Genomic DNA, 15726 nt, shown 5'->3' with positions numbered 1-15726 from the left:
GCATCCGTAGCTCAGCTGGATAGAGTACTCGGCTACGAACCGAGCGGTCGGAGGTTCGAATCCTCCCGGATGCACCATTGTCTTTCCCCCCTTGTTCTCAACATCGTTCTGACGTTCAACTCTTCCCCTCATGACAAAAAGCGACAAATATCCCTGTTTACGCTAAAGTAACGCCTTGATATTTGGCTATGCGAGGGATGAGATGTACGAACGTTACGACGGGCTTATTTTCGATATGGACGGCACCATCCTCGATACCGAACCGACACACCGTAAGGCATGGCGTGAGACGCTGTCCCGCTACGGCATGACGTTTGACGAGCAGGCGATGGTGGCGCTAAACGGCTCACCCACCTGGCGCATTGCTCAGGCCATTATCGAATCACATCAGGCTGACCTTGACCCCCATCATTTAGCGCAGGAAAAGACCCAGGCCGTCAGAGCTATGCTGCTCGACACCGTGCGTCCTTTGCCGCTTATCGAGGTGGTGAAGGCCTGGCATGGCCGTCGTCCAATGTCGGTGGGCACAGGCAGCGAGAGCGATATCGCCGAAGCGCTGCTTAACCACCTTGGCCTGCGCCACTATTTCTCTGCGGTTGTCGCCGCCGATCATGTTAAACATCACAAACCTTATCCGGACACTTTCCTGAAGTGCGCTGAGCTTATGGGCGTACCGCCCGGGAAGTGCGTGGTGTTTGAAGACGCTGATTTTGGTCTGGAAGCGGCTCGCGCGGCAGGCATGGCCGCTGTGGACGTTCGCTTACTGTGAATGAACTGCTGTCACTGGGTTCGCTGTTTACCAGCAGTTTCCTGAGCGCGACCTTACTGCCCGGCAGCTCCGAGGCCGTACTGGTCGCGTTATTGATTGGCGGCGCAGGCCCCACCTGGTTGCTAGTGTTAATAGCAACAATGGGTAATAGCCTCGGGGGGCTAACTAACGTTATTCTGGGTCGTTTTTTTCCGCAGCGTGCGCAGTCTCGCTGGCAGGGAAAAGCGACCGCCTGGCTGACCCGATTCGGCCCGGCTGCTTTATTACTGAGTTGGTTGCCGCTGATTGGCGACCTTTTGTGTCTGCTTGCCGGATGGTTACGTCTGGCATGGGGACCGGTAATCTTTTTTTTGTGCCTTGGTAAAGCGTTACGCTACATCGTTGTCGCGGCTGCAACGGTACAAGGCATGGCGTGGTGGCAATAATTGCGTGGTGCGAGAGTACGGAAGCCCGCTAAAACAATTATGCTTAATAAAAATGAATTCGACAGGCGGGAGGTCAATTTGATCCCGGACGTATCACAGGCGCTGGCCTGGCTGGAAAAGCATCCTCAGGCAGTAAAGGGCATTTGTCGCGGTCTTGAACGCGAAACACTGCGAGTCACGCCAACGGGCGAACTGGCAACGACAGGTCACCCGGAAACACTCGGCTCAGCGCTGACACATAAATGGATCACCACGGACTTCGCCGAAGCCCTGCTGGAATTTATTACGCCAGTGGACGGTGACATCGACCATATGCTCACTTTCATGCGCGATATCCATCGCCATGTGGCCCGTGAACTGGGCGAAGAGCGCATGTGGCCGCTGAGCATGCCGTGCTATATCGACGATGGTCAGAACATTGAGCTGGCGCAGTACGGCTCGTCTAACACTGGCCGTCTTAAAACGCTGTATCGTGAAGGGCTGAAGAACCGCTACGGCGCGCTGATGCAGACCATCTCCGGCGTGCATTATAACTTCTCGCTGCCGCTGGAATTCTGGCAGGCAAGGTTGGGCATTAAAGATGCCGAAAGCGGGAAAGAAGAGATCTCTGCGGGCTACTTCCGTCTGATCCGTAACTACTACCGGTTTGGTTGGGTTATTCCGTACCTGTTCGGCGCCTCGCCGGCGATTTGCTCCTCTTTCCTGCAAGGGAAAGAAAGCACGCTGCCGTTTGAGAAAACCGAATGCGGCATGAATTACCTGCCGTATGCCACGTCGCTGCGCTTAAGCGATCTGGGCTATACCAACAAATCGCAAAGCAATCTGGGCATCACCTTCAACGATCTCCATACCTATGTTGAAGGGCTGAAGAAAGCGATTAAAACGCCGTCTGAAGAGTATGCGCAGCTTGGCCTCGAGAAAGACGGTAAGCGTCTGCAAATCAACACCAACGTGCTGCAGATTGAAAACGAACTCTACGCGCCGATTCGCCCGAAACGCGTGACGGCGAAAGACGAGTCTCCGTCTGACGCGCTGCTGCGCGGCGGCATCGAATACATTGAAGTGCGTTCGCTTGATATCAACCCGTTCTCCGCCATTGGCATGGACGAGCAGCAGATTCGCTTCCTCGATCTGTTTATGATCTGGTGCGTGCTGGCCGACGCGCCGGAAATGAGCAGCGACGAACTACTCTGCACCCGCACAAACTGGAACCGCGTGATTCTGGAAGGGCGCAAGCCTGGCCTGACGCTGGGTATGGGCTGTGAAACTGCCCAGCATCCGCTGTCGCAGGTGGGCAAAGACCTGTTCGCTGATTTACGTCGGGTTGCTCAAACGCTGGACGGCATCGCGGGTAACGACGATTATCAGAAGGTGTGCGATGAGCTTGTCGCCTGCTTTGACGATCCGGAGCTGACGTATTCAGCCCGCATTCTGCGGTCTATGATTGATAATGGCATTGGCGGGACGGGGCTTGCGCTTGCGGAGCAGTATCGTCAGCAGCTCATCAGCGAACCGCTGGAGATTTTGACCACTGAAGTTCTGCAGCAGGAGCACGATGCTTCATGGCAGCGTCAGCGTGATATCGAAGCCGGGGACAGCGAGCCGTTTGAGACATGGCTTGAGAAACAGTCGCGGTAGAAAAGAAAATGGCCACAATCAATGTGGCCAAAATATTCATCTCTGAAGACAGGGATGATGATAACAAATGCGCGTCTTTCATATACTCAGACGCGTGCCGGGAAGAATGGTTCATTTTATTTTAAAAAAATTCACTTATCGGAGGTGACCAGATGCCATTGTTGGATAGTTTCACAGTCGACCACACCCGCATGGGCGCGCCAGCAGTACGTGTAGCCAAAACGATGCACACACCGAGCGGCGATACCATCACCGTATTCGACCTGCGCTTTTGTGTCCCGAACAAGGAAGTGATGCCGGAAAAAGGGATCCATACGCTTGAGCACCTGTTTGCAGGTTTCATGCGCGATCACCTGAACGGTAACGGCGTTGAGATCATCGACATTTCGCCGATGGGCTGCCGCACCGGCTTTTACATGAGCCTGATTGGCGTGCCGGACGAAACCCGCGTTGCCGAAGCATGGAAAGCGGCAATGGAAGACGTGCTGAAGGTCAAAGAGCAGAACCAGATCCCTGAGCTGAACGTCTACCAGTGTGGCACTTACCATATGCACTCGTTGCAGGAAGCACAGGACATTGCGCGCCATATCATTGAGCACGGCGTGAGCGTCAACAGCAATGACGAACTGGCGCTGCCGAAAGAGAAGCTGAAAGAGCTGCACATTTAGCAGTAGACATAGCTTGTCGACAAAAGGAGCCTGACGGCTCCTTTTTGATAAAGAAATAAAAATTATGTCCACCACTCTCCAGTTCAACTTTGCCACACGCCCGCTGGTGCCGTTCGCCCATGACTATCCTCACGGCGCTACGGAGCCATGGCACAGCCACGATTGCGCGCAGCTTCTGCACGCGCTCAGCGGCGTGGTACGAGTTGAAACGGAGCAGGGATACTGGGTGGTGCCACCAAGCCGCGGCGTGTGGCTGCCTGCGGGTACGCGGCATCGCTTTCAGGTGACGGGGCATGTCGCAGCCCGAACGTTGTTCATCGACCCCTTTGCGCGGGCGGACCTGCCTTCGGTTTGCCAGGTGGTGCAAATATCAGACTTGCTGCGTGAGCTTATTATCAGCTCGCTGACGCTGCCCGAAAGCTACGCGGCCGGGAGCAGGGAAGAGCGGATCTATGAGCTGATCCTCGATGAGATCCGCGTGATGACGGTGCTGCCGTTTAATCTTCCTGAACCGGCATCGGCGGCCTTACTGGCGCTTTGTCGTCAGATCCAGGATGAACCCGGCAAAATGTGGAGCACGGCGCTGGCCGCCGGGCTGCTCAATATCAGTGAAAGAACCCTGCTGCGGCATTTCCGTCAGCAAACCGGGCTGGCGTTCAGCGAGTGGGTACGGCGGGCGCGGCTGATGGAAGCCCTGAGCCGCCTTGCCCAGGGCCAGTCCGTATTGCGGGTAGCGCTGGATTTAGGCTACGAGAGCCACAGCGCGTTCAGCGCCATGTTCCGTCGCACCCTCGGCGTTTCCCCCGGCGACTACTTCCATCAGAACCGATCGTCTGACGGCAGTGCGTTAAGCAACGCCTGAAGCGAAGCCCGCGCCACGTCGTTATCGATACCCACGCCCCAGCGGCTTTCGCCTTTGGCGAAGGTGCAGCGGATATAGGCCGCTGAACGGCTCTCGCTGTGCCTGCCGAGCGTGTGTTCATGGTAGTCCTCAATGGCGAACGCGACGTTAAACCGGCTCTGCAGAGCATCGGCGGCGGCGGACAGCAGACCATTTCCTTTTCCCTGAAGCGTAATGACGCCAGCTTCCATCTGAATACGCACCTGTAGCGACAGCAGGCCCTCTCCCTGACTTTCGCTGCGGTAATCCAGCAGCTGCCGTCCGGCGAGCTTGTGAGGCCCGTACAGCTCGCGGAACAGCTGCCAGATAGCGGCCAGCGTCATCTCGTTTCCGTCGCGATCGGTTCGCGCCTGTACGTGACGGCTGAAATCCTGCTGCAAAGCGCGCGGCAGCATCAGGCCGTGATTCTGCTCCAGCATCCACGCCGCGCCGCTTTTTCCGGACTGGCTGTTAACGCGGATCACCGCTTCGTAGCTGCAGCCGATATCGTTCGGGTCGACGGGCAGATACGGCATTTCCCAGCGTAAACTGGATGCCTGCTGGCGCGCGGTAAACCCTTTTTTGATGGCGTCCTGATGCGAACCGGAAAAGGCCGTAAAGGCCAGCTTCCCGGCGTAGGGATGGCGAGGATGGACGGGCAGCTGATTACATTGTTCGGCAACTTCGACGACCTGCTTCATATCGCTGAAGTCGAGCCGGGGCGATATCCCCTGGCTGTAGAGGTTCATCGCCATGGTCACCAGGCAGACGTTCCCGGTGCGATCGCCGTTACCGAATAAGCAGCCTTCCACGCGATCGGCTCCGGCCAGGATGGCAAGCTCCGCGCTGGCGACGCCGCTGCCCCGGTCGTTATGGGGATGTACGCTGATGCACACGGCATTACGCCGTGAGAAGCGGCGGCAAAAATATTCGATCTGATCGGCATAGACGTTCGGCGTATTAACCTCTACCGTCGCTGGCAGGTTGATTATCATTGGCCGTTCGGCGCAGGGTTCCCAGACGTCCGCTACCGCTTCGCAAATTTGCAGGGCGAAGTCAGGCTCAGTAAAGCAAAACGTTTCCGGGGAGTATTCATAGCTCCACTGCGTTTGCGGATGAGCTTCACACAGGGCGCGGATCTGGCGTGTGGCGCTGACCGCAAGCTGAACGATCTCCTCTTTGCTCTGGCGGAACACCAGGCGGCGGAAGAGCGGGGCGGTGGCGTTATAAAGATGCACGGTTGCGCGGTGGGCATCCTGCAATGCCGCAAAGGTGCGCTCGATAAGATCGCTGCGCGCCTGGGTCAGCACCTGGATGGTGACGTCTTCCGGAATGCGGCGCTCTTCAATCAGCTGGCGCACAAACTGAAAATCCGTTTCCGAAGCGGAAGGGAACGCTACCTCGATCTCTTTAAAACCGCATTTGAGCAGCAGTTCCCAGAAGCGCAGTTTGCGCGCGCTGTCCATCGGTTCAGCCAGCGCCTGGTTGCCGTCGCGCAGGTCGGTGGAAAGCCATCGCGGAGCATGGGTCAGCTGTTGGTTCGGCCACTGGCGATCCGGCAGATTAACCGGTGGATGCGGAAGGTATTTTTGCGACGGGTCTTGCAGCATGTGGAGTCTCCTTTGCTCGGGTCAGGCTTTATCCTGACAACTCGCCGGGGAGATTACTGGCGCAAAACTGACAACCTGTGCTGAGAAACAGCCATAGGGGGCAAAGGCGATCCACCCTACGGCTGTTTTTGTAGTTCGGGTAAGCGAGCGCTACCCGATAGTTTTAGTGCGCACCACCTGCGCCGCCGCCTGCACCAAACGGCGGTTTGGCGAACCAGACCAGCCCCAGCAGCAGAATGAACACGCCGCCGGAGACCCAGAAAATCTCGTTTGCCGAGATAATCAGCCCCTGGCTTGTGATCTGCTGGGCAATGAAGCCGGACGCCTGCTGTGTCGACATTCCCAGATTCTGCAGATCGTTGTACATCTGCACGGCATTCTGGTTAAACGGCGTGACCGACTCCGTGAGCTGTGCATGATGCAGAGACTCCCGGTTAGTCCACAGCGTGGTGGTTATCGACGTACCGATAGAGCCAGCCAGCGTTCGGGTGAAGTTCGACAGGCTTGATGCCGCCGCCAGACGTTCAGGCGGCAGGCCGGACAGCGTAATGGTCGTCAGCGGCATAAAGAAGCACGCCACCGCGAAGCCCTGAATAAACTGCGGCCACGCCGATCCGCCAAAGTCCATCCCCGGCTCGAAGGTATACGCGCGCCAGTAGAAACAGACCGCGTACATGATAAAGCTGAACGTCACCAGCCGCCGCATATCGAGCTTGTGCGCAAAGCGCCCGATGATCGGCGACAGCAGTACCGGCAGAATGCCGACCGGCGCAGAAGCCAGACCCGCCCAGGTCGCCGTGTAGCCGTATACCTCCTGCAGCAGCTGCGGCAGCAGAACAATCGCGCCGAAGTAGAGCATGTAGGCAAGGCTGATACACAGGCAGCCGATGGTAAAGTTTCGCGACTTAAACAGCGACAGGTCAACTATCGGGTTATCGTCCGTCAGCTCCCAGACAATCAGGAAGCTTATCGCCACCACCGCGACGATGGTCAGCACGATGATTTCCGTTGAGTTAAACCAGTCCAGCTCTTTACCCCGGTCGAGCATCACCTGCAGGCTACCAATCCCCACGACCAGCAGCGCAAGGCCGATGGCGTCGATACGCCGGTTTTCGGTTCGCGTTTCCCGGCCCCGCAGCGTTTGCAGCGTCATCAGCACCACGACCGCGCCAATCGGCACGTTGATAAAGAAGATCCAGCCCCAGTGGTAGTTATCGCTGATGTAGCCGCCGAGGATCGGCCCGAAGATCGGCGCAACGATGACCGTCATCGACCACATCGCCAGCGCGATGCTGCGTTTGGCTGGCGGGTAGTTGCTTAATAACAGGCTTTGCGACAGTGGGATCAGCGGCCCGGCGACAATCCCCTGCAGGACGCGGAAGAAGATCAGCATCTCAAGGCTACTGGAGACGCCGCACGCCCAGGAGGCGATAACAAACAGGATGGTCGACCACAGGAACAGCTTCACTTCGCCGAAGCGTTTAGCCAGCCAGCCGGTGAGCGGGATCGAGATGGCGTTCGCCACCCCGAAGGAGGTGATAACCCATGTCCCCTGGCTCAGGGACGAGCCAAGGTTCCCGGCAATGGTCGGGATCGCCACGTTGGCGATGGTGGAGTCCAGCACCTGCATAAAGGTTGCCAGAGACAGCGCGATGGTCATGATGACCAGCTGGGCTCCTTCTAGCGGTTTTTGCTGTGCCATACAACCTCCGCTTTATTAACCCGCATTCGCCTGGATAATCTGGTTAATCAGCTTGTCTACCGGCGCCAGATCCAGTTCACGGGCGTTACTTTCGTAAACCGGTGAGTTACGGGTCTTGCTTGACAGCATGCTGCCTTCGCGATCCGTGGTGTTCACGGTGACTAAGGTCGACAGGCCGATACGCAGCGGATGTTGCTCAAGCTGTTTTGCATCCAGCTCGATACGCACCGGCAGACGCTGAACCACTTTGATCCAGTTACCGGTGGCGTTCTGGGCTGGCAGTAAGGAGAAGGCGCTGCCGGTCCCCATATCCAGGCCGACGACCTTGCCGGTGTATTCTACGTTGTCGCCGTAAATATCACTGACGACGGTAGCGGACTGGCCAATACGCATGTGGGCCAGCTGGGTTTCTTTAAAGTTGGCATCAACCCACAGGCCGCTGGCCGGCACGATGGCCATCAGAGGCGTGGTTGGGCTGATTTGCGCGCCAACCTGCACCGCACGGCGGGAGACATAGCCGGTCATCGGGCTGACGATTTTGGTCCGCTGCAGGGCCATCCACGCGTTACGCAACTCGGCGGCGGCCTGCTTCACGTTGGGCTGCTCTTCCAGTTTCGTTCCGAGGATCATTGCCTGGTTGGCGTTGTACTGCTGAACGGCAACGTCCAGCGCAGCCTGAGCGGATGCCACGGTGTCACGGGCGTGCTGCAGCTCTTCACGGCCAATCAGGTTTGCGCTGCCTAAAGGTATACGACGGTTCAGGTCGCTTTGCGCCTGGGTCAGCGCGGTCTTTTTCAGCTCAATGTTGGCCTGATACTGCTTGCTGTTGATCATCTGCTGGCGCGTCTGACGCACGCTGGAGGCCAGCACGGTCTGCGCCTTGTCGAACGCCTGCTGGGCGTCGGCCTGGTCAAGCGTGACCAGCACATCACCCTGTTTTACAAAATCAGTATTGTCAGCCCAGACTTTGGTGACGCTACCTGATACCTGGGACATGATCTGTACCTGGTTTCCGGCGACGTACGCATCGTCCGTGTTTTCGTAATGGCGTAAAACTAAGAACCAGTAAATCCCATATGCCACGGCAATAATGACGAAGAGCAAGGTCAACAGCAGAAGGGCGGTTTTACGCTTGCCCTTCTTGTTGTTTACCGGTTGCTGCGGGGTTTCATGCTCCGCATGTGCGCTCATGCTAATCTCCAAACTTATTATTATTATGGTCAGCTTTGCTGACCCGTTAGTGCATAGAGGCCAGCAATGGAGTTGCTGGCCTCTATAGTTATCTGTTTTCCGGGATGCTTAATCGAGTCTGACGCTTCCTGTCAGCGAACGGCTTCCAGCATGGTCTGGTCTACGTCCATTTTGTCCAGACGAGTCAGCAGCTTGCGGGTGATGGCTTCCAGCTGTTCTTTTTCAGAGCCGCTCAGGGATGACCACAGCTCGTGCAGACAGTTATGCTGCGGCGGCAGCACCTGGCGCAGGAATTCATGACCTTTATCGGTCAGCTGCAGATGCAGGCAGCGACGGTCGTTGTCGCTTTCACGGCGTTCAATCCAGCCGCGTTTTTCCAGCTCGTCGGCGATGCGCGTCGCGTTAGTACGGGACGATCCCAACGCACAGCTTAGCTCAGAGGGCTGAATGCTGTGGTTTTCCTGGGACTCAAGAGTGATTAACGCCATAAACAACGTTTCGTTAATCCCCTGAGCCTTCAGCATTTTATTGCGGTTTTCCAGCAGCTTACCCTGCATGTGCATACACAGACGGGTCAGCAGGATCTCCTGGTACGGGAAGTCCTGATGGCGCTTGGCGCGAAATTTTAGCATTTGTTCAATGGGCGTAAACGAACTATCCATTTTGGCATAACCTCATTAGTTGCAGCCGATATAGTAACGATGGTGACAAATAAAGTAAATCTATTGTTCAGGGATTTTTTATCCGCCGGGTCTATAACACCATCATGAGTTTCCAGGCTAATCCATAACCCAGAGCGCTGAGAAGCGTAGGAATGATAATGCTACGAGTCTTATAAAAGCTCACGCCGAGGACCGCAAAACCGACCAGCGTCGGCAGTAGCCGCCTGCCGTCCTGCATGATTTCCGGGGCGCAGGAGACCACCAGCAGCGCGCAGATTGAGGCGATGCCGATGCTATCCAGCAGCACACCGGTGGCGCCGCGCTTAGCGGGGCGAGTGGCGTTTGCACGCAGACGAAGGGGTAAATAGCGGAATAAATAGTTGGCTAAGCCGACCAGCAGGCCGAGTAGCAGAACCTGGGTGCTCATTACGCCTCCTCCTGATAAAACGCCTGGATCACGGCGGCCAGGCAGCCGCAGACGATACCGGCCAGAATCGCGGCGGGTATCGACACCAGCGTCACGCCGAGCAGGGCACCCGCCAGGGCGGCGGTAACGGTCCAGGACTGCTTACGCTGGAACGAGGCGAGCAGGAAGCTCAGGAACAGCGCGGGAAGCATAAAGCTTAATGCGGCCTCCACAGCTGGGAAGCTATCGAGCAGGCCATTGCCGGACCAGGAGCCGAGCGCCGTACCGAGCACCCAGGAAAACCAGGAGCTGAAGGCGATGCCGATCATCCAGTTTTCGCTCCAGCGGCGGTTATCGCGCACCAGCTTCGCGGTGGCAGCGGCAAACACCTCGTCCGTCAGCCCGAACGCCCAGACTGCCGTTTTGGGCCTGCTGAGCGTTTTAGTGATTCGCTGGCGTAGCGAGGGGCCGTAAAGCACGTGGCGGACGTCCATCGCCATTACGGTCAGGGCAGCCACCCACAGGGAGCTTCCCGCCGCCAGCAGCGCGGTGATCACAAACTGGCTGGCGCCAGCGTAAATAATGCAGGAGAAAAACAGGCTTTCGAGCGGGGTAAAACCCAGCTTAGTGGCGTTCAGACCGAAGGCAAAGGCCACGGGGAGGTAACTGATGACGATGGGTAAACTGTCTTTTAGCCCCTCAACCCAGGTCGCTTCGTGCTGATGATTGTCGTTTGAAATTGTCGCGGGACTGTCCATATTAAATTTTTATAAATAACCGGCGTGAATGTCACTCGAATTAATAATCTGGGACAACCTTACCAGACTGCCCCAGGCCTTAACACCCTTGTTTGTCCACAAGGGTTGTAAAGGATTATTGGCAGCCCTCCTGGCGGTGGTAGCCGCGCCACCAGACTACCAGGTTTAGTAGGGCCATAATCGCGCCCGCCGCACAAACGCCATTCCAGCCAGCATGTTGGTAAGCACTTGCTGAAATTAGTGACCCTGCGGCGCCGCCGATAAAATAGCTGGTCATGTAGCCAGCCGTCAGGCGGTTGCGGGCTTCCGGCATCATGCGGTAAATCACGGTCTGGTTGGTGATATGAACGCCCTGCACGGTCAGATCCAGGACGAGAATACCGATAATCAGCGCGATCACCGAATACTGGCCCAATGCGGTGGCAATCCATGAGAGCAGCAGCAGCACCAGACCAACGGTTGTGGTGAGATGCGCCTTGCCCTTATCGGCAAATCCTCCCGCAGGTCGCGCTCCCAGCGCGCCCGCCGCGCCCGCCAGGCCAAACAGCCCGATGACGCCTTCGGAGAAGTTAAACGGCGGAGAAGCCAGCAGGAACGCCATCGAGGTCCACAGAATGCTGAAGTTGGCGAAGGTGAGGCAGCCGAGCAGGGCACGGGTGCGCAGCAGGCTGTCTTTGATAAACAGGCTGAACACGGAACCCAGAAGCTGCGGATAATTCAGATGGTTTTCCTGCTTCACGGTTGGCAGACCGCGCCACAGGGCGACGGCCATAATAACCATCAGCACGCTGGCAACCCAGTAAACCGTGCGCCAGCCGCCCAGGCTTGCCAGCAGGCCCGCGACGGTACGCGCCAGCAGGATCCCCAGCAGCAGGCCGCTCATAATGGTCCCCACGACTTTGCCACGCTTAGCCGGTTCCGCGAGGTGAGCCGCAAGCGGCACGAGGATCTGCGCGACGACGGAGAACAGGCCGGTGAGCGCGGTACCCAGGATCATCATCGGCAGCGTCTGGCTGGTGGCGGTGATCAGCATGCCGCCCGCGGCCAGCAGCGTCATAAAGACGATAAGCCCGCGTCGTTCAAACATATCCCCCAGCGGCACCAGCAGCAGCAGGCCAGCGGCATAGCCCAGCTGGGCGGCGGTAACGATAAACCCGGCCTGGTTGACGGAAAGAGAAAAGGCGCGGGCGATGGTGTCGAGCAGAGGTTGCGCATAGTAGTTGCTGGCAACGGCAAGGCCGGTGGCCACGGACATCAGGGCAATCAGCGCGGGGCTGAGCCCCTGAACGGTATTTTTCATTGTTATCTTCAGCTTGTCATTGAGATCGCGAATGATAACGAAAATTGATGGTTAAGACAGGTGGGGTGGGTGTCGGATTGTGCGGTTATGGGGAAGCAATAACCCTCACCCCGGCCCTCTCCCTGGAGGGGGGAGGGGCAGAGTGAGGGGGTGTCTGAAACGTTACTTAGCGGCTAAAGCTTCTTTCACCCAGCCGTCAAACTGCGCCTGGTGCGCTTTGATCCAGCCGTCAACGTGGCCCTGAATATCCGCTTCGGAAGCGTGACCGGCATGCATCATGGCATTCTCGGCGTTGATATCCGCCAGCGGCAGCTTCATCAGGCTGAACAGCTTCGCCGCCTGCGGGTTTTTCTCCGCCCAGGCTTTATTCGCCACGATGTGCATGGTGTTCACCGGGAAGCCGTAGTTCGCGCCGTTAGGCAGTTTGGTATCGATATCCTTCTGCTCGCCAGGCATGGAAGAGAACGGCACCTGCAGCCAGACCACGTCTTTCCCCGGCACCATCACATCGCTCACCCAGTACGGCGTCCAGGTGTAGTACAGAATCGGCTTACCTTCTTTATGACGGGTAATGGTATCGGCGATCATTGCGGAGTAGTTACCCTGGTTGTGCACCACGGTATTGCTCAGCCCGAAGGCCTCAATCTGATGGTTGATAACGGCTTCGCAGCCCCAGCCAGGCGTGCAGCCGGTCAGATCCGCTTTACCGTCGCCGTTGGTATCGAACAGTTTGGCGATTTTGGGATCTTTGAGCTGGGCAATATTGCTGATTTTGTACTTCTCAGCGGTTTTTTTATCGATGAGATAGCCCTGAGCGGCACCTTCGACATAATTCCCCTCGCGATAAAACTTTTTGTCTCCACCGGCGGCGGCAAACATGTCGTCGTGCAGGGGCTGCCAGTTAGTGGCGGTAAAAGTGGCATCGCCAGAGGAAATTGAGGTGTAGGCCACGTTGTAGTCCACTTCGCTTGGCTTATTGACGGTGTAGCCCATTTTCTCCAGCGCGCGGCTCACCAGCAGCGTCTGGAACGTCTCTTCAGAGATAGTGCTCTGAATCGGCTGAACGGTAATGCCTTTGCCCGGCAGATCGGCGGCAAAGGTGCTGGTAGTAACGAGTGTGGCAAGGGCTGTGGCTAAGATCGCAGTGTGTCGCATCGTTAATCCTTATTTGTTGTGATGGGGCAAGGGGCGGCAAAGCTGCCGCCGCCAGGCTTATTTACAGAAGGGACGGGTCAGCAGACCCAGCGGGCCGGTGGTGTACCAGCGGCGGTTGCCACGGCTGCGCGAATCGCGGCCAATGGACTGCGTCAGGCGGTCAAGAATAATAGCGAGGATCACGATCCCCACGCCGCCGACGGTGGCAAGGCCCATATCCAGACGGCCAATGCCGCGCAGCACCATCTGGCCAAGGCCGCCTACGGCAATCATCGAGGCGATAACCACCATGGAAAGGGCGAGCATCAGCGTCTGGTTGACGCCGGCCATAATGGTCGGCATCGCCAGCGGAAGCTGGACTTTAAACAGCATCTGATGCGGGCTTGCGCCGAACGAACGGGCGGCCTCAATCAGATCCTCCGGCACCTGTTTAATCCCCAGAATGGTCAGGCGCACGATTGGCGGCAGGGCGAAGATAATCGTCACCACCACGCCCGGCACGTTGCCGATGCCAAACAGCATCACAATCGGCACCAGATAGACGAACGCCGGGGTGGTCTGCATCGCATCAAGCAGCGGTCGGATAAACTTCGCCGCCCGCTCGCTGCGCGCAAGCCAGATGCCGAGCGGTAGCCCGATGATCATGCAGAACAGCAGGGCGGTCAGCACCAGCGCCAGGGTGACCATCGCCTGGGACCACGCCCCGATGGCGCCGATGGCAACCAGCGAGACGAGCGTGGCGATCCCCATGCCGAGGCTGGACATCTGCCAGGCGATCAGCGCGAAGATAATTATGGCCACCGGCGCGGGCATCCCCAGCAGGAAATGCTGGAAGCCGCTGAGGATGTAATCCACCGGCACGCGGATGCCCTGGAATACCGGACGGAAGTTAGTGACCACCCAGTCGATGCCGTGCGTTACCCACGTGTCGAGCGGGATCAGCGTCTTATGGAACGGATCGAGAATATTAAAATGTTCGGCCTGCGGAGCAGGGGCGGCATTAAGCCAGTCTGACCCGCCGCTGGCGGCAGGCGCTGATGCTGCCTGGCTGCCCCACGCATCCGCGCTGGAAGCGGCCTGATTGGTTGTTGCGTCGGCAGCCGCGCTGCCGGTATCCCACGGATTTGCTGAATTACTCACTGGTTGCCCCCTCACGGTCTAAAGCCTGCAGCAGCACCCCTTTCGAGATGATGCCCACGTACTGATTCTCTTCGCCCACTACCGGCACCGCGCACGGAGCCTGGCCTACGTGGGTGAGCAGGTCGCTCAGTGACGTGTCGGCGGAGACGGGCGCCGGAGATTCCAGAAACGCGCTATCCAGACCCAGCCCGTTAGCCAGCGCGGCTTTCAGGGAGTCGGTAGAGACGATGCCGAGGAACTTCTGGCCGCGCTCAATGACATAGCCATATTCACGGTCGTCATCCTGCAGCAGCTTCAGGGCCACGCGCGGACCAAAGCCGACGGTCTTGCGCAGCAGGCCAGCCGGGCTGCGGCGGGCGATATCTTTTGCGCTGAAGACCTGGCTGATATCCACGCCGCGGAAGAAGGTGCGCACGTAGTCATTGGCCGGATTATTAAGAATTTCATCCGGCGTGCCGACCTGCACAACTTCACCGCCCTGCATAATGGCAATCCGGTCGCCAATACGCATAGCCTCATCAAGATCGTGGGAAATAAAGACGATGGTACGCTGATGCTTCGCCTGTAATTTAACAAGCTCATCCTGCATCTCAGTACGAATTAACGGGTCGAGGGCCGAAAAGGCTTCGTCCATCAATAATATGTCTGGATTAATGGCCAGCGCGCGGGCTAATCCAACACGCTGACGCATACCGCCGGAGAGTTCATCAGGATACGCGTGGGAATAATTCTCCAGCCCAACCTGACGCAATGCGTCAAGGGCTTTTTCCTGACGTTCAGCTACCGGCATGCCCGCTAATTCCATGCCAAACGCCGTATTATTCAGTACGGTCATGTGCGGCATTAAAGCGAAGGACTGGAAGACCATTGAGATCTTATTTTTGCGAACCTCGCGGAGTTCTGAATCTGATATTTTGGCAATGTCCACGCCGTCTATCAGCACCTGTCCACGGGTTGGTTCAATCAGGCGATTGAGAAGGCGAACCATGGTCGATTTACCCGAGCCGGATAACCCCATGATGACGAAGATCTCGCCTTCTTCAATTGCCAGACTGGCGTCTTTCACGCCAAGCGACAGCCCTGTCTTTTCCAGTATCTCTGCTTTACTCAGGCCTTTTTCTATATATTTGAATGCGCGCTGTGGATGCTCACCAAATACTTTATATAAATTCTTCACTTCTAATTTAATTGCCATGCAATAAAGTTAATCCCATATTTAATTTAGCTATACACAATTCCTGATGGAAATATTTACCGGGTTATACCCTAACATACTCAGAATCTGAGACAACCCTCAACCCTCGCCACGGCAATTATCCACAAAGTCTGCGCGGGTGAAATTTTCAGTGATAGCGGGGGCTAAGAGCAATCCCATAGCAGGCGAGGTTTTTTTGTCAACGGCCGTTTATTCTGTCGGAATGG

Annotated in this window: 15 protein-coding genes and 1 tRNA gene; 6 read left to right on the top strand and 10 right to left on the bottom strand. The window is 57.1% G+C overall.

The window, feature by feature from the left end:
* The 6 genes from AAE045_RS00450 (at nucleotide 1) to AAE045_RS00425 (ending at nucleotide 4362) form a co-directional block, all read left to right on the top strand.
* Nucleotides 1–77: transfer RNA gene (locus AAE045_RS00450), tRNA-Arg, on the top strand.
* A 125-nt stretch (nucleotides 78–202) separates the two neighbouring features.
* Nucleotides 203–769, top strand: a complete 567-nt coding sequence (gene yqaB, locus AAE045_RS00445; RefSeq protein ID WP_455546014.1) for a fructose-1-phosphate/6-phosphogluconate phosphatase — start codon at nucleotides 203–205, stop codon at nucleotides 767–769.
* Nucleotides 766–1194, top strand: coding sequence for a YqaA family protein (locus AAE045_RS00440; RefSeq protein ID WP_455546013.1), 429 nt, complete (start codon nucleotides 766–768; stop codon nucleotides 1192–1194). The genes yqaB and AAE045_RS00440 overlap by 4 nt, the downstream gene beginning before the upstream one ends.
* Nucleotides 1195–1272: 78 nt before the next feature.
* On the top strand, nucleotides 1273–2832 hold the full coding sequence (gene gshA, locus AAE045_RS00435) for a glutamate--cysteine ligase (protein ID WP_455546563.1): 1560 nt from the start codon (nucleotides 1273–1275) through the stop codon (nucleotides 2830–2832).
* A gap of 152 nt (nucleotides 2833–2984) precedes the next feature.
* Nucleotides 2985–3500, top strand: coding sequence for an S-ribosylhomocysteine lyase (luxS, locus tag AAE045_RS00430; protein ID WP_455546012.1), 516 nt, complete (start codon nucleotides 2985–2987; stop codon nucleotides 3498–3500).
* Between the two features lie 64 nt (nucleotides 3501–3564).
* Entirely contained in the window at nucleotides 3565–4362 is a 798-nt protein-coding gene (locus AAE045_RS00425) for an AraC family transcriptional regulator (protein ID WP_455546011.1), read from the top strand.
* Here the strand turns inward: AAE045_RS00425 and leuA are convergent.
* The 10 genes from leuA to proV form a co-directional block, all read right to left on the bottom strand.
* The gene (gene leuA / locus AAE045_RS00420) at nucleotides 4320–5990 is read right to left on the bottom strand and encodes a 2-isopropylmalate synthase (protein ID WP_455546010.1); all 1671 of its coding nucleotides are present in this window, start codon (nucleotides 5988–5990) and stop codon (nucleotides 4320–4322) included. The two genes, AAE045_RS00425 and leuA, sit on opposite strands and share 43 nt — an antisense overlap.
* A gap of 163 nt (nucleotides 5991–6153) precedes the next feature.
* Nucleotides 6154–7692, bottom strand: coding sequence for a multidrug efflux MFS transporter permease subunit EmrB (emrB, locus tag AAE045_RS00415; protein ID WP_455546009.1), 1539 nt, complete (start codon nucleotides 7690–7692; stop codon nucleotides 6154–6156).
* 15 nt (nucleotides 7693–7707) lie between these two features.
* Nucleotides 7708–8883: a multidrug efflux MFS transporter periplasmic adaptor subunit EmrA gene (emrA, locus tag AAE045_RS00410; protein ID WP_455546008.1), complete on the bottom strand. Its 1176-nt coding sequence runs from the start codon at nucleotides 8881–8883 to the stop codon at nucleotides 7708–7710.
* A gap of 131 nt (nucleotides 8884–9014) precedes the next feature.
* The gene (mprA, locus tag AAE045_RS00405; protein ID WP_455425517.1) at nucleotides 9015–9545 is read right to left on the bottom strand and encodes a transcriptional repressor MprA; all 531 of its coding nucleotides are present in this window, start codon (nucleotides 9543–9545) and stop codon (nucleotides 9015–9017) included.
* Nucleotides 9546–9636: 91 nt separating this feature from the next.
* The gene (ygaH, locus tag AAE045_RS00400; protein WP_455546007.1) at nucleotides 9637–9972 is read right to left on the bottom strand and encodes an L-valine transporter subunit YgaH; all 336 of its coding nucleotides are present in this window, start codon (nucleotides 9970–9972) and stop codon (nucleotides 9637–9639) included.
* Entirely contained in the window at nucleotides 9972–10709 is a 738-nt protein-coding gene (locus tag AAE045_RS00395) for an AzlC family ABC transporter permease (RefSeq protein ID WP_455546006.1), read from the bottom strand. The genes ygaH and AAE045_RS00395 overlap by 1 nt, the downstream gene beginning before the upstream one ends.
* Before the next feature lie 115 nt (nucleotides 10710–10824).
* Nucleotides 10825–12009 carry an MFS transporter gene (locus AAE045_RS00390; RefSeq protein ID WP_455546005.1) on the bottom strand — a complete coding sequence of 395 codons (1185 nt, stop codon included), beginning with the start codon at nucleotides 12007–12009 and terminating at the stop codon, nucleotides 10825–10827.
* 162 nt (nucleotides 12010–12171) lie between these two features.
* Nucleotides 12172–13164 (bottom strand): glycine betaine ABC transporter substrate-binding protein, encoded by a 993-nt coding sequence (gene proX, locus AAE045_RS00385; protein ID WP_455425513.1) that lies wholly within the window; start codon nucleotides 13162–13164, stop codon nucleotides 12172–12174.
* 57 nt (nucleotides 13165–13221) lie between these two features.
* Nucleotides 13222–14304 (bottom strand): glycine betaine/L-proline ABC transporter permease, encoded by a 1083-nt coding sequence (gene proW / locus AAE045_RS00380; RefSeq protein ID WP_455425512.1) that lies wholly within the window; start codon nucleotides 14302–14304, stop codon nucleotides 13222–13224.
* Entirely contained in the window at nucleotides 14297–15499 is a 1203-nt protein-coding gene (gene proV / locus AAE045_RS00375) for a glycine betaine/L-proline ABC transporter ATP-binding protein ProV (RefSeq protein ID WP_455546004.1), read from the bottom strand. The genes proW and proV overlap by 8 nt, the downstream gene beginning before the upstream one ends.
* Between the last annotated feature and the right edge of the window lie 227 nt (nucleotides 15500–15726).

The sequence above is a fragment of the Dryocola clanedunensis genome, from assembly GCF_038405435.1.
In the GTDB taxonomy this organism is placed as follows: domain Bacteria; phylum Pseudomonadota; class Gammaproteobacteria; order Enterobacterales; family Enterobacteriaceae; genus Dryocola; species Dryocola clanedunensis_A.
The sequence above is the reverse complement of the archived record's forward strand: the minus strand, read 5'-3'. Positions and strand labels throughout refer to the sequence as shown.